The sequence below is a fragment of the Streptomyces sp. STR69 genome, from assembly GCF_024519455.1.
GTDB lineage: Bacteria > Actinomycetota > Actinomycetes > Streptomycetales > Streptomycetaceae > Streptomyces.
The window spans coordinates 237,643-250,936 of record NZ_JALJRY010000001.1; the positions used below are offsets into that span (position 1 = coordinate 237,643).

At 71.6% G+C, this 13,294-nt stretch carries 13 protein-coding genes; 4 read left to right on the forward strand and 9 right to left on the reverse strand.

Annotation, left to right across the window (positions count from 1 at the left end; translation table 11 throughout):
- Window positions 1–16: 16 nt before the first annotated feature.
- Window positions 17–1,039, forward strand: a complete 1,023-nt coding sequence (locus tag OC490_RS01105; protein WP_262055830.1) for a heavy metal transporter — start codon at window positions 17–19, stop codon at window positions 1,037–1,039.
- Window positions 1,040–1,322: 283 nt separating this feature from the next.
- On the forward strand, window positions 1,323–1,775 hold the full coding sequence (locus OC490_RS01110) for an ATP-binding protein (protein WP_262055831.1): 453 nt from the start codon (window positions 1,323–1,325) through the stop codon (window positions 1,773–1,775).
- A gap of 95 nt (window positions 1,776–1,870) precedes the next feature.
- Here OC490_RS01110 and OC490_RS01115 read toward each other — a convergent pair whose 3' ends face one another.
- Both OC490_RS01115 and fdxA read right to left on the reverse strand, forming a co-directional pair.
- Window positions 1,871–2,965, reverse strand: a complete 1,095-nt coding sequence (locus OC490_RS01115; RefSeq protein WP_262055832.1) for a bifunctional succinyldiaminopimelate transaminase/glutamate-prephenate aminotransferase — start codon at window positions 2,963–2,965, stop codon at window positions 1,871–1,873.
- Between the two features lie 128 nt (window positions 2,966–3,093).
- Window positions 3,094–3,414: a ferredoxin gene (fdxA, locus tag OC490_RS01120; protein WP_019058397.1), complete on the reverse strand. Its 321-nt coding sequence runs from the start codon at window positions 3,412–3,414 to the stop codon at window positions 3,094–3,096.
- A 140-nt stretch (window positions 3,415–3,554) separates the two neighbouring features.
- On the opposite strand from fdxA, the gene OC490_RS01125 reads away from it, so the two are divergent.
- Together OC490_RS01125 and OC490_RS01130 are read left to right on the forward strand one after the other, a co-directional pair.
- Entirely contained in the window at window positions 3,555–4,589 is a 1,035-nt protein-coding gene (locus OC490_RS01125) for a GNAT family N-acetyltransferase (RefSeq protein WP_262055833.1), read from the forward strand.
- 17 nt (window positions 4,590–4,606) lie between these two features.
- Window positions 4,607–5,464 carry a transglutaminase-like domain-containing protein gene (locus tag OC490_RS01130; protein ID WP_262055834.1) on the forward strand — a complete coding sequence of 286 codons (858 nt, stop codon included), beginning with the start codon at window positions 4,607–4,609 and terminating at the stop codon, window positions 5,462–5,464.
- Window positions 5,465–5,572: 108 nt separating this feature from the next.
- Here the strand turns inward: OC490_RS01130 and OC490_RS01135 are convergent, their stop codons facing one another.
- The 7 genes from OC490_RS01135 to mshB form a co-directional block, all read right to left on the reverse strand.
- Window positions 5,573–6,187, reverse strand: a complete 615-nt coding sequence (locus OC490_RS01135) for a response regulator transcription factor (RefSeq protein ID WP_262055835.1) — start codon at window positions 6,185–6,187, stop codon at window positions 5,573–5,575.
- Window positions 6,184–7,392 carry a sensor histidine kinase gene (locus OC490_RS01140; RefSeq protein ID WP_262056286.1) on the reverse strand — a complete coding sequence of 403 codons (1,209 nt, stop codon included), beginning with the start codon at window positions 7,390–7,392 and terminating at the stop codon, window positions 6,184–6,186. Before OC490_RS01140 ends, OC490_RS01135 begins: the two co-directional genes overlap by 4 nt.
- A gap of 5 nt (window positions 7,393–7,397) precedes the next feature.
- On the reverse strand, window positions 7,398–8,129 hold the full coding sequence (locus OC490_RS01145) for an ABC transporter permease (protein ID WP_262055836.1): 732 nt from the start codon (window positions 8,127–8,129) through the stop codon (window positions 7,398–7,400).
- On the reverse strand, window positions 8,126–9,052 hold the full coding sequence (locus OC490_RS01150; RefSeq protein WP_262055837.1) for an ABC transporter ATP-binding protein: 927 nt from the start codon (window positions 9,050–9,052) through the stop codon (window positions 8,126–8,128). Before OC490_RS01150 ends, OC490_RS01145 begins: the two co-directional genes overlap by 4 nt.
- Window positions 9,053–9,207: 155 nt before the next feature.
- Window positions 9,208–11,850: a hypothetical protein gene (locus OC490_RS01155; protein WP_262055838.1), complete on the reverse strand. Its 2,643-nt coding sequence runs from the start codon at window positions 11,848–11,850 to the stop codon at window positions 9,208–9,210.
- Window positions 11,851–12,000: 150 nt separating this feature from the next.
- A complete protein-coding gene (locus tag OC490_RS01160; RefSeq protein ID WP_410098457.1) occupies window positions 12,001–12,423 on the reverse strand; it encodes a DUF6113 family protein in 423 nt (140 codons plus the stop codon).
- Entirely contained in the window at window positions 12,420–13,280 is an 861-nt protein-coding gene (gene mshB / locus OC490_RS01165) for an N-acetyl-1-D-myo-inositol-2-amino-2-deoxy-alpha-D-glucopyranoside deacetylase (protein WP_262055839.1), read from the reverse strand. The genes OC490_RS01160 and mshB overlap by 4 nt, the downstream gene beginning before the upstream one ends.
- Window positions 13,281–13,294: the final 14 nt, after the last annotated feature.

Below are 13,294 nucleotides of genomic sequence, written 5' to 3' on the forward strand. Positions count from 1 at the left end.
CCGCTACCTTGTGGGGATGCCTGAGCAGTCCCCCACCCCAAAGAAGCGTCGACGTGGTCGCCTCTTCCGGTTCTCGGCCGCCTTCGTGGTGCTGCTCGCGGTCGCGGGCTACCTGGTCGTCCAGTACGTCACCGGCGGCCGGGGCGGCCCCGGCTGCAAGGTGGTGTCCGGGAAGGACGACGGCCAGGAGTTCGAGTTCACGCAGGAGCAGACGATGAACGCGGCGACGATCGCCGCCGTCGGCACCGGGCGCGGCATGCCCGAGCGGGCCGTGACGATCGCGCTGGCGACCGCGATCCAGGAGTCGCAGCTCGTCAACATCACCCATGGGGACCGGGATTCGCTCGGCCTGTTCCAGCAGCGGCCCTCGCAGGGCTGGGGCACCGAGAAGCAGATCATGGACCCGACGTACGCGGCGAGCGTCTTCTACGAGCACCTGGCCAAGGTGGACGACTACCAGAAGCTCCCCCTCACCGTCGCCGCGCAGCGCGTGCAGCGCAGCGGTTACCCGGAGGCGTACGCCAAGCACGAGCCCGACGCCGCGCTGCTGTCCGCCGCCCTCACCGGGCAGTCGGCCGCCACGCTGACCTGCCAGGGCCTCCCGGACACCACACAGACCTCCACCGGCCCGGACGCCGTACGGGCCGCGCTGGTACGGGACTTCGGGCGCGAGGTGCTGAAGGAGACCGGCGCGGAGGTGACCGGCGGCGGGACGACGTCCAAGAGCACGTCCGCGTCCAAGGGCACGTCCGAGTCGAAGGCCAAGTCCAAGGGCAAGTCCACGGCTACGCCGTCTCCGAGCGCGAGTGCGACGGGCGGGAGCAGCACGGTGACCCTGCCGGTGCGGTCCGGCAGCACGAAGACCGGCTGGCAGCTCGCACACTGGGCGGTCGCCAACTCCTCGGTGCTGCACATCGACCGCGTGTCGTACGCGGGTCGCGAGTGGGCCGCGGGCAGCGCGAACGACCCGTGGCACTCCACCGGCACGAAGGCCGCGGGCGGGGTCCGCATCGTGACCGAGAGTCCGTCCGGGCAGTAGCCGGGCAGTAGTACGGGTCCTCACCCGTAGGGGTCATGCGTGGCCGATCGGGGGCCGGGGGTGCTCAGGTTTTCGCCTGGTCACCCTCGGGTGTGCCGGAGTCCTTGAAAACAAAGGGCTGCCGGCATTCGGGAGGCTTTCGAGACGGGCGCTCTTTGTCCGTTTTTATCCGTAGCTGATAATGCGACGCATTGCCAACTCTTTACGTTGGCGCTCCGCAACCTTCGCGCGCTTCGAGCGGTAGTCACTGCGTCCGAGCCCGGAGATCAACACAAGGAGCATCATGTCCCTCCCCCTGACCCGCCGGATCGCCCGTGCCGCGCTGCTCGTCGCAGCGGGAGCGGCAGCCGGGGTCGGTGCGGCCGGCTCCGCCAGTGCGGCCCCCTCCCTGCCGGCCACCCCGAACCTGGGCGCGCTGACCGCCCTGGACGGGGCGAGCGTCGGCAACACGGTCGACGGCGCGAGCCAGAACGTCACGGGGGTCGCCGGCAAGTCCGGTGGCCAGACGCTGGAGAAGGCGGTGCCGGCCGCAGGGAAGACCGGCGGGAAGGTTGCCAAGACGGTGGCTCCGGCCGCGCAGCATGTCGCCGGGGACACGGCGGGTCAGGCCGGAGGCCTGCTCGGTGAGACGGCGAAGACCGCCACTGCGGGTGGTGGCCTGCCGACCGACGCCGTGACCAAGGGTGGGCTGCCCACGGCTCAGGAGTTGCCGCTCAAGGGTCTGCCGCTCGGCTAGGCGCCCTGCGCCGAAGGGGTCCAGGGAGTTCCCTGGACCCCTTTTGCGTTGTTCGTCGGCTTGCGGCCGGTGGGGGCGCGCCCCTTGGGGACGCTTCAGCTGAGCCTGTTTACAGCTGCCCGTACTCGCTCATCCGTCGCCGTCAACGCCACCCGTACGAAGTTCTCGCCCGCCTCGCCGTAGAAGTCGCCCGGCGCCACCAGGATGCCCAGGTCGGCGAGGTGAGCCACCGTGTCCCAGCAGGACTCGTCCCGTGTGGCCCACAAGTAGAGGCTGGCCTCGCTGTGTTCGATGCGGAAGCCGTGGCCGGTCAGCGCTTCGCGCAACAGCGTGCGGCGGGCCTTGTAGCGGTCGCGTTGTTCCTGGACGTGGGTGTCGTCGCCCAGGGCCGCCACAACGGCCGCCTGGGTCGGGGCCGAGGTCATCATGCCGCCGTGCTTGCGGATCTCCAGGAGCGGGCCCAGGACCGCCGGGTCGCCGGCCAGGAACGCGGCGCGGTAACCGGCGAGGTTCGAGCGCTTGGAGAGGGAGTGGACGGCGACGATGCCGTCGTGGGAGCCGCCGTTGACGTCCGGGTGCAGGACCGAGACCGGGTCGGCCTCCCAGCCCAGTTCGAGGTAGCACTCGTCGGAGAAGATCAGGACGTCGTGCTCGCGGGCCCAGGCGACGGCCCTCGTCAGCTCGTCCTTGCTCAGCACCCTGCCGGTCGGGTTCGAGGGCGAGTTGAGCCAGAGGAGCTTCAGGCCCTCGGGGTTCAGGGTGGTCGGGTCGTCGTACACCTCGTAGTCCGCCCGGGCCAGGCGGGCGCCCACCTCGTACGTCGGGTAGGCGAGGCGGGGGTACGCGACGCGATCGCCCGGGCCGAGTCCCAACTGTGTGGGGAGCCAGGCGACCAGTTCCTTGGAGCCGACGATGGGGAGGACGTGGCGGTGGGTCACGTCACGGGCGCCCAGGCGGCGCTCCACCCAGCCGGTGAGCGCGTCGCGCAGGGCCGGGGTGCCCCAGACCGTGGGGTAGCCGGGCGAGTCGGCCGCGTCGATCAGGGCCTTCTGGATCAGATCGGGGACCGGGTCCACCGGGGTGCCGACCGACAGGTCGACGATGCCGCCCGGGTGCGCCGTCGCCGTCTTCTTGTACGGCTCCAGCTTGTCCCAGGGGAAGATGGGGAGGCGGTCGGTGACTGCGGACACGGTTACTCGCTCACTTTCTTCGATGCGACCGGTACGCCCGGTACGGCAAACGCCTCGGCCCCGTAGGGCGCTGATCGGGCGTGATCAGGCCGTACGGGACCGAGGCGGCGCGTCTGTGCGGGCCGCTCTTACTGGTTCTGCGGCGGCAGCGCGGCGACGAAGGGGTGGTCGCGCTCGATCAGGCCCAGCTTGCTGGCACCGCCCGGGGAGCCGAGCTCGTCGAAGAACTCGACGTTCGCCTTGTAGTAGTCCTTCCACTCCTCGGGAGTGTCGTCCTCGTAGAAGATCGCCTCGACCGGGCACACCGGCTCACAGGCTCCGCAGTCGACGCATTCGTCCGGGTGGATGTACAAGGACCGGGAGCCCTCGTAGATGCAGTCGACCGGGCATTCCTCGATGCACGCCTTGTCCTTGACGTCGACACAAGGCTGCGCGATGACGTAGGTCACGCTGTCGTTCCTCCTCGATAGGGCGCTGGCGGGCCTCCGTAGGCTCCGCCGCCAGGCGCGCTGGAGCGCGGCGTCGTCCATGCCCACACCTAGTATCTCCGTTCCGGGGCGTGATCCATACAGGAGGGGTGAACTGACCTGTGGAAATCTCTGCGGCTGGACGTCTTGAGGTCCGCATCACCGCTGCTGACGTGGGTAAACGGGTCTCCGTCCGGCGCTTGAGCGAGGGTGAAGACACGGCAGAGAAGTTCACCGACACGGTGGGTGTTCTCACATCATGGGACAGCGGTGTGCTCACGATCACACGGAAGGGTGGCGACACCGTCCGCATTCCGGAATCCGCGCTGGTGGCGGGCAAGGTCGTACCGGCCGCTCCGGCCCGCCGGCGGGGACCTTCGGCCACCTACCGGGAGTTGGCTCAGGTCTCCGCGCGCGGCTGGCAGCCCGTGGAGAGCGAGCGGCTCGGCGAGTGGGAGCTGCGCGCCGCCGCCGGGTTCACCCGCCGCGCCAACTCCGTGCTCCCGCTCGGCGATCCCGGCCTGCCTCTCGACGAGGCCCTCACCGCCGTACGACGGTGGTACGGCGACCGCGGCCTGCCCGCCTACGTCCAGACCGCGACCGGCGCCGAGGGCACGCAGGAGCTGCTCTGTGCGGAGCTGGAGCGGCGCGGCTGGACCCGTGAGGTGACGGCCGAGCTGTGGGTCGGGGCGCCGGCCCCGGTCGCGGACCGGGCCGACCCGGCCGGGGTCGTCCTCTCCCGGGCTGCCGACGACGCGTGGCTGGCCCGCTATCAGCGCAAGGGGGTGAGCGAGGTGGCCCTGAAGGTGCTGGGCGGCGGACCCTCGGTGTGGTTCGCGACGGTCCCCGGCGAGGGTGCCGAGCCCGCGGCCATCGGGCGGTGTGTCGTCGACGGGCGGTGGGCCGGTTTCGGTGCCGTCGAAGTCGATCCGGCGCTACGGCGGCGGGGGCTGGCCTCGCTCGTCATGGCCGCGTTGGCCTCGCGGGCGCTGGCGGAGGGCGCGTCGGCCGCGTGGTTGCAGGTCGAGACGGACAATGCGGGGGCGCGGGCGCTGTACTCCGGGATGGGGTTCACGGCGCATCATGCCTACCACCACTATCGTGAGCCGGCCCCGACCGGTGGCACCGGTGACGCCGGTCGCGACGGTTCGTCGTGAGGGGGTACGAGTTCGCCATGCCCGTTCCCGTTCCCTGTCCCCCGTCGCCCGAGCGGTCGGCGGACGTACGTGCCTGGTTCGCCGAGGAGGCACGGTCCGAGCGGCCGGATCTGACCACGCTGTGCCTGCTGGTGGGGGCGGTGGCGGACGGGGCGCTGGACGACGCGGGCATCGACGCGGCGCAGCTCGAACTCGACCGGCTGGCCGGGCAGTTGCCGTACCGCCCCGGCGGGCCCTCCGCCTGGGCGGACGCGCTGCACCAACTCCTCGGTGTCCGCTTCGAGTTCCGCGGCACGCCCGGCGACTACCAGCGGCTGGGGTCCTCGCTGCTGCACGAGGTGCTGCGGCGGCGGCGCGGGCTGCCCATCCTGTTGTCCGTGGTGTGGATGGAGGTCGCGCGGCGGGCGGGGGCTCCGGTGTACGGGGTCGCCCTGCCGGGACACTTCGTGGTGGGCTTCGGGCCGGCGGAGGAACAGGTGCTGGCCGATCCGTTCGACGGGGGGCGGGTGTTGTCGGGCGGCGATGCGGAGTTGCTGGTCGCGGGGGCCACGGGCGCTTCGCTGGAGCCCTCGATGCTTGTGCCCGCGGCACCTTTGGAGGTTGTGTCTCGTGTCCTGAACAACATCCGGGCGTGGGCCGCTGCTCGGCCGGAGCGGTCGGATGTTGCCTTGTGGGCTGTGGAGTTGGCGTTGTTGTTGCCCTCGCACTCGGCTCGGTTGCGGTATGAGCGGGCTCAACTGCTGGTTCAGCGGGGGGATTTCCTCACGGGAGCCGCCGAGTTGGAGGCGTATGCGGAGGTGGTGGCGGTGGTGGATGAACCTGCAGCTGATCGAGTGCGGTGGCAGGCGCAAGCGGCTCGCGCCAGGCTGAACTGACTTTCGCCTATGCGCCGTTGAGCTGCCGTGCGTCTCGCGTCTACGGGTGCGCCGTGGCTGAGCGCGCGGTTCCCCGCGCCCCTGGCTGGGCTGCCCCTGGCCTGCGTTCTAAAGCCAGCCCTTTTCCCTTGCCGCCCGTACCGCCTCCGCCCGATTCCGTACCGCCAACTTCTGAATGGCCGTCGAGAGGTAGTTGCGGACCGTCCCCTGCGACAAGTGCAGGGCCTTTGCCAGTTCGGCGTTCGTCGAACCGTCTGCCGCCGCCCGCAGGACCTCGCGCTCGCGGTCGGTCAAGGGGTTGGCGCCCTCCGCCAGCGCCGCTGCGGCCAGAGTCGGGTCGATGACCCGCTCGCCCGCCAGCACCTTCCGTACCGCTTCCGCCAGTTGGGCCGCCGGGGCGTCCTTGACGAGGAACGCGTCGGCGCCCGCCTCCATCGCGCTGCGGAGGTAGCCGGGGCGGCCGAAGGTCGTCAGGACCACCAGCTTCACCGCGGGCAACTCCTTGTGGACCTGGGCCGCCGCCTCGATGCCGGTGCAGCCCGGCATCTCGATGTCGAGGAGGGCCACGTCCACGGCGTGTTCCCGGGCCGCCGCCAACACCTCGTCGCCGCGCGCCACTTGGGCGACGACCTCGATGTCGTCCTCCAGGCCGAGCAGTGCGGCCAGCGCCTCGCGGACCATCGACTGGTCCTCGGCGAGGAGGACCTTGATCGTACGGCTCATGCGGGCGATCCTACGTCCGCCGAGGAGACCGGAACGCCTGCGGGCACCCGTGCGACCAGCCGGAAGCCGTGTTTGAGGCGGGTCGTCTCCAGGGAGCCGCCGACCTTCGCGAGGCGCTCGGTGAGGCCCGTCAGGCCGTTGCCGGGGCCCTTGCCGGAGCCGGCCGAGCCGTTGTCCTCGACGGAGAGTTCGAGCATCGGGCCGTCCAACGTCTGGCGCCGGACCAGTTCGACCACGCAGCGCTGGGCTCCGCTGTGCCGTACGACGTTGGTGATCGCCTCGCGCAGGGCCCAGGCGAGGGCGGACTCGCTGTCCTCGGGCACGTCGGTGAGGTCCGGTTCGGCGGGGAGGTCGGCCGTGACGCCGGCTGCCGTCAACGCGACCTGGGCGCCCGCGAGTTCGCCGGGGAGGCGGGGGCGGCGGTAGCCGGTGACGGCCTCGCGGACGTCCACCAGGGCCTGGCGGCTGACCTGTTCGATGTCGGCGACCTGCTGGGCCGCCTTGTCGGGGTGGTCAGGGAGCATCCGGCCGGCCAACTCGCTCTTCAGTGTGATCAGCGAGAGGGAGTGGCCCAGCAGGTCGTGCAGGTCTCGGGCCAGGCGCAATCGCTCCTCGTTCGCGGCCAGTTGGGCGACCGTGGCCCGCGCCTTGCGCAACTCGACCGTCGTACGCACGAGTTGTCGTACTCCCGTCATGGAGTAGCCGACGAGCAGCACCACCAGGAACAGGCCCCAGGCGTCGTCCAGGTCGTGGGCGTGCCAGCCGGTCAGCATCATGGCCGCGGTGGTCAGCGGGATCGTCCAGTACGCGGCGCGCAGCGGGAGGGCCACCCCGCAGGAGACGGAGACGTAGACGAAGAGGCCGATCCAGGAACCGCCGAGGGTGAGGGCCAGGGTGACGGCGAGTGCCCCGAGCAGGGCGACCAGGGCGGCGACGGTCCAACCGGCGTAGGGGCGGCCCATGGTGCGGAAGACGACGGCCAGGTAGGCCGCGACGAAGGCCGTCCAGCCCACCCAGCCGGCCGCCGTGGCCAGGGTGGTGTGGTGACCGGACGTCAGGTCGTGCACCGGCGCGCTGAGGAAGACCAGCCACGGCACGACCCACACCAGCTTGCGCATCGCCTCGGAACGGTTGCGGGGCGGCTGGCCGATCCGCACCAGCCGGTCCGCCCGGGCCTCCTCCTCGGACCGCAGGTCCTCCGTCATCGCGCTCACGCCTTCAGCGTGTCCTTCCGGTACAGCCAGGCCGCCCCGCCCGCGAAGAGCGCGAAGTAGACGACGAGGAGGGTGATGTCCTTGGCGTGGGGCGACTGGCTCTGCTCGATGGCCTGCCCCAGCGCAGCGTACGCGTGCGTGGGCAGCCACTTCGCGATGTCCTGGAGCCAGGTCGGGAAGGTCGAGGACGGGAACCAGAGACCGCCGAGGATGGACAGTCCGAAGTAGACGATCATCGTGATCGGGCGGACCGCGTCCCCGGAGGCGAGGTAGCCGATGGCGACGCCGAGCGCGGCGAAGACCAGGCTGCCGGCCCAGATCGCGCCGGTCAGCGCGAGCCACTGCCAGGCCTCCAGCCGTACGTCCTTCACCAGGGCGGCGACGACGAACACGACCACGATGGACGGCAGGCTGACCACGGCGGCGCTGGCCGTCTTGGCGAAGACATAGCCGCGCCCGGGCAGCGGGGTCAGCCGCAACTGCCGTACCCAGCCGTTCTCGCGCTCCTTGGCGATGCGCTCGCTGTTGCCCATCAGGACGGCGGTCAGGGCGCCGAAGGAGGCCATGGAGACCATGACGTACTTCGCGATGCTCAGGCCGGTGCCGTCGACCGTGCCGGTCTGGTTGGAGACGAGCAGGAAGATCACCGAGGGGTAGATCACCGAGAAGAACAGGAACTTGCGGTTGCGCAGGGCGCGGATGAGTTCCAGCTTGATCAGGCTGTTCATGACTGCTTGGCCTCCTCGGCGGTGGTGATGGCGACGAAGGCCTGCTCCAGGCCGAGTCCGGCGACTTCGAGGTTGCGGGGGTAGACGCCGAGGCCGTAGAGCGCGTGGACGGTCGCGTCGGCGTCGGTGGACTGGATGCGGATCGTCTGACCGGAGATGTCGACGGAGGTCAGGAAGGGGAGGGAGCGGATCGGCGCCTCGTCGATCTCGCCGTCCAGGTCGAAGGCGACCCTGCGGGCGCCCGCCTTCGCCTTGATCTCCGCGGAGGTGCCGTCGGCGAGCAGCCGGCCGCGGTGCAGGACCAGCACGCGGTCCGCGATGGCGTCGGCCTCTTCGAGGTAGTGGGTGGCGAAGAGGACCGTACGGCCCTGGTCGGCCTGTTCGCGCATGGTGGCCCAGAAGGCCTGCCGGGCGGAGACGTCCATGCCGGTGGTCGGCTCGTCGAGGACGATCAGGTCGCTGTCACCGGCGGTCGCGAGGGCGAAGCGGACGCGCTGCGCCTGGCCGCCGGAGAGCTTGTTGACCTTGCGGTCGGCGATCTGGGCGATGCCCGCGCGGGCGATCACATCGCCGACCTTGTACGGCTTCGGGTGCAAGTCGCAGGCCAGCTTGACCAGTTCACCGACCGTCACCTCGTCCATCAGCCCGCCGCTCTGCAGCATCGCGCCCACCCGCCCGGCGACGATCGCCTCGCGGGGGCTGGTGCCGAAGACGCTGACCTTGCCGGTGTCGGCCTGCTTGAGGCCGAGCAGCAGATCGAGGGTGGTGGACTTGCCGGCCCCGTTCGGACCCAGCAGAGCCACCGTCTCCCCCGGGTGCAGCACGAGCGACAGTCCGTCGACGGCCCGTACGTCGCCGTAGGTCTTGCTCACCTGGTCGAACCCGACCACCGGGGTGGCGGTGGTCGCCGCTGTTGTCGTCATGGCACCCATCGTCGCCGCCGGGGGCCGGTCCCCGGCAGTGTCGACGGTCCGGTGTGGCGCATGACAGATGTCATGTCGTACGACCGAGGAGATGCCGTACGACGAGGGGGCACCCGGCGTGGTGCCGGGTGCCCCCTCGTACGGTCGGAGACGGCCTAGCTGGGGGTCGTGTCGATGATCCCCACCCGGTCGGTCTTGCTGATCAGCGCCCCGCGGAGGGCGATGTAGACCTCCTGCGGTGTGACGGCCGTCTTCTGGCCGGTGGCGCGGGTGATCTTGACGCCGTCGAAGAGGCTGCCGTAGAGCTCCTTGAGGGCGGCCAGGTCGGGGCTGTCGGTGAGCTTGCCGTGCACGGCCTTCACCCTCAGGAACTTCCAGAGGGAGTTCTTCGGGCTCAGTTGCAGTGAGACCCCGGTGTCCGTCTTGACCGTGACGAAGGCGGACATCGCGGGTTCCGCGAAGGCCTTCATCTCGCGGTCGACCTCGGCGTTCGTGACCGTCGGCTGCTTCGTGGTCGTCGGGACCGTCACCGTGGTGGCCGTGTTGGTCTCCACCTCGGTGCGGTACGCCTCCTCCACGGCCGTGACGGAGCCGGACGCGTCGATGGCCTTGCCCGCCTTGCCGTAGACGGCGACCGCCTTGCCCGCCTTGAACTGGATCGTGCCCTCGGTCACCGCACCGGCGCCGGAGCCGCCGAGGTTCGCGAGGGCGGCCTGGAGCTTCTCCTCGTCGGTCGGCATCTCGGGCTGGACGACCCGGTGCTGGCCGAAGAGCGAGCCGATCACGGAGACCGGGTTGTAGTCGCTGGTGGCGGCCTTGCTGACGGTGGTCGCGAAGTCGAACTGCAGCCCCGCCTGGTCCGGCTTGAGCGAGACCGTCTTGCCGCCGACCGACAGCTTCAGCGGCTTGTTCACCCGGTCGCCGAACGCGTCGTCGAGCTTCTTGACGGCGTCGTCACGGGTGCCGCCGCCGATGTCGACGCCGAGCACGGTGGTGCCCTTGGGCACGTCGGTGTGGTTCATGAGCAGCCCGGCACCGTAGGCGCCGCCCGCGATGACGAACACGCCGACGCAGAGCAGGACCAGCTTGCTGCGGCCCTTCTTCTTTTTCTTCGCCGCGTTCTTGCCCGCGTTCTTGCCCGCGTTCTTGGCGGCGGGCGCGCTCTGCGCCGAGCCGGGCTCGGGCAGCTTCGGGGGCGTGTGCGGCAGCGGTCCGTCGGGGTGGGTGCCCGTGCCGAACGGCGAGGTGCCGGTGCCCGGGACGACCGGCATCCCGCTGGTGACGGTGTGTCCGGAGACCTGGTCGGCGGGGGCGCCGTAGCCGGGCATGCCGGGCTGGGCCAGTTTCTGCGGGGTGAGGATCGCGGTGTCGTCGCTGAGACCGCCGCCGGGGATCATGCCGGGGAGACTCGCGCCGCCGGCCGTGCCGGGGCCGTTGAGACCCATGCCGGGGCCACCAGGGCCTGCGCCAGGACCACCGGGTCCCATGCCGGGGCCGCCGGGGCCCGCGCCGGGACCACCAGGACCTCCGGGACCGCCCGGGCCCCTGCCGCGACCGGCGTGTCGGCCGGAGGGCGCACCCGGACCGCCGGGACCACCCGGACCGCCCGGGCCCGCGAGTCCACCGGGACCGCCGGCGCCGTTCGCCGGGCCGCCCGGGCCGTCGGCGTAGCCGATCGGCGCGCCGGGGGCTCCCTGCGCTCCGCCCATCGGGCCGGGCGGCAGCATCAGACCGTTGCCGGTGACCGGACCGCCGGTCGGGCCCGCGGGACCCTGGGGGCCGCCCGGACCGCCGTGCCCGTTCGGGCCGTTGAAACCACTGGGTCCACCGGGACCGCCCGGGCCCATGCCCTGGCCGTCGGGTCCGGGGAACTGCTCGATGCGCGCGCCGTGACCGTCGGTCCCGGGGAAACCCTGGCCGTTCGTGCCGGGGTAGCCGCCCTGCGCACCCTGGCCGCCGGGCCCGGGGAAACCGCCCTGGTCGCCGCCCTGGCCGTTGGCTCCGGGAAGACCGCCCTGGGCACCCTGACCGTTCTCCGAGAAGTACGGCAGGTCGTCGCGGCGCGGCTCGCCGGGGCCGCCGTTCGGACGGGACCCGTTGGCCAGCGGCCCCGCCGCCAGCGCCTCGGTCACGTCGAAGGAACCGGTGCCGCCGCCGTGCCCGGGGGCCACGGGTCCGCCACCGGTGGCACCGGCGAACCCGGCACCGTTCGTGGCGCCGTTCGCGCCGCCCGGCCGGGAAGCACTCGGCAGGCCCATCGCACCGACCACACCGCCGGGCCGGCCACCGGTCGGCCGCGCGGCCCCGGGCGCACCCGTGGCCGGCGTACCGGCGCTCGGGGTCCCGGCGGCCGAACCGCCCGGAATTCCCGCGCCGTTGGTGCCGCCACCGCCCTGACCGCCCTTCGCGGGGCCGGACTTGCGTGGCGCGAACCAGTCGCTGGTCTTCTCCTCGGCGGTGGGCAGGGCGAGTTCGGCGGTCGGTTCGACGACGCCCGTGGGCAGCGCGGAACTCGGCAGCTGCACCTCGGCGGTCGTGGACCCGTCGGCGGACTCGGTGTCCGTGACGGGCGTGCGCACGACGACCGGTGGAATGGGCCGCGATCCGGGGATGTTGATCCGGATCCGGGTCGTCAGCGTCGTCTCGGTCTTGCGTTCCTCCGGCTGCGCGGCCGAACGCCCCGCATCCGTACGGTCGTCGGAAGCCGCGGGCGTCCCGTACGGCGGGGTCCCCGAGGGGTAAGCGGCTCCGCCGCGCCCGTCGGGCCCGGAGGACGGAGTGTCAGTTTCACGACTCAAGGCAGGTTCTCCCGGTTGGCTCCGCCGCCCGACACCCACGGGCGACTCGGCGGCGCGCACCACCATACTGGCCACTTCTTGGCGGTATCCCACGGCCGCTGGGGAAACCCACACCGGACTCGCACGCGCGCGTCACCGCGAAGTGGTACGTCACTTGCCAAGTCGGACGTCAGGGCCGCTTGGTTGCCGCCCCAAACCCAACGTGGCGCAGATCACAGCAACAGCCATTCCACCGAGCAGGAAGAGGTAGGAACCGACTCCCGCGCCGAACAGGAAGTCGCCCTCCGGGCGGCTGGCGGTGAGCAGGATGACGGCGACCATCCAGCCGGCCGCGGGCGCCACGGCCCCGCCCCGGCCGCCGGCCGCTCTCGCCCCGCCGAGGAACAGTCCGCCCGCTCCGGCGAGCGCGAGCAGCAGCCCGCCGGGGAACCAGCCGCCCTGCACCAGCGCCCCGGCCGCCCCGACGACCGCGCCGAGCACGAAGAGCCCGAGGTAGGCCAACACCCGTAGCCCGGACGGCCGTTGCAGCGGCTGGGCGAGCAGGCTTCCGCCGCTCTGATTGGCGCTCGTCACAGTCCCAGCCCTTCGAAGAGGTCGGTCTCGGTCGCCGGGCCGCCGGGCTCGCCCTGGACCAACTCGTAGTACTCGGTGGTGAAGATCGGCTGCGCGAGATAGTTCGAGAGCACGAAGTACGGCTTGTCCGGGGCGACTTCGATCTGGGTGGCGTGCGCGCGCATCGCGGCGGTCTTGGCTGCGGCGTGGGCGGTGCCGTCGATCGCGGTGGTGATCCGCCCGTCGTCCACGACACCCGGTACGTCGCCCACGGCGGCGGTCTCGGCGAAGGGCAGCTCCGGCAGCGCGTCACGCAGCCGCGCGAACCCCTCTTCCACGACGGTCCGGGGTACGCGGTTCCAGTAGACCTTGGCGATCGACTGCCCGGCGTCGGCGGCGAGTTGGGCGGCCCGCATCGCGACGCGGTGGGCCTGGATGTGGTCCGGGTGGCCGTAGCCGCCGTCGGGGTCGTAGGTGACCAGGACCTGGGGGCGCACCTCGCGGATCACCTCGACGAGGTGTCCGGCGGCATCGTCGACGTCCGCCTGCCAGAAGCAGTCGGGGTCGTCGTTGTCCGAGGTGCCCATCATCCCGGAGTCCCGATATCGGCCCGCGCCGCCGAGGAGACGGAAGTCACCGACCCCGAGCTCACCGGTCGCGGCCCCGAGCTCGCCCGCCCGGTGTTTCCCGAGCGCGGCACCCGTCAGATGCCGCAGCGCGGGCGGAATGACCTCGCCGCGCTCACCGAGGGTGCACGTGACCAGCGTCACGTGCGCACCCTCGGCCGCGTACGTGGCCATGGTCGCGCCGTTGTTGATCGACTCGTCGTCCGGATGCGCGTGCACCAGGAGCAGACGACGGGCGGGCAGTTCGGTCATGTGCCCACCCTAAA

Coding starts and splice junctions, on each gene's coding strand:
- OC490_RS01105 (WP_262055830.1), top strand. CDS start 17: ATGCCTGAGCAGTCCCCCACCCCAAAGAAGCGTCGACGTGGTCGCCTC.
- OC490_RS01110 (WP_262055831.1), top strand. CDS start 1,323: ATGTCCCTCCCCCTGACCCGCCGGATCGCCCGTGCCGCGCTGCTCGTC.
- OC490_RS01130 (WP_262055834.1), top strand. CDS start 4,607: ATGCCCGTTCCCGTTCCCTGTCCCCCGTCGCCCGAGCGGTCGGCGGAC.
- OC490_RS01135 (WP_262055835.1), bottom strand. CDS start 6,187: ATGAGCCGTACGATCAAGGTCCTCCTCGCCGAGGACCAGTCGATGGTC.
- OC490_RS01140 (WP_262056286.1), bottom strand. CDS start 7,392: ATGACGGAGGACCTGCGGTCCGAGGAGGAGGCCCGGGCGGACCGGCTG.
- OC490_RS01145 (WP_262055836.1), bottom strand. CDS start 8,129: ATGAACAGCCTGATCAAGCTGGAACTCATCCGCGCCCTGCGCAACCGC.
- OC490_RS01150 (WP_262055837.1), bottom strand. CDS start 9,052: ATGACGACAACAGCGGCGACCACCGCCACCCCGGTGGTCGGGTTCGAC.
- mshB (WP_262055839.1), bottom strand. CDS start 13,280: ATGACCGAACTGCCCGCCCGTCGTCTGCTCCTGGTGCACGCGCATCCG.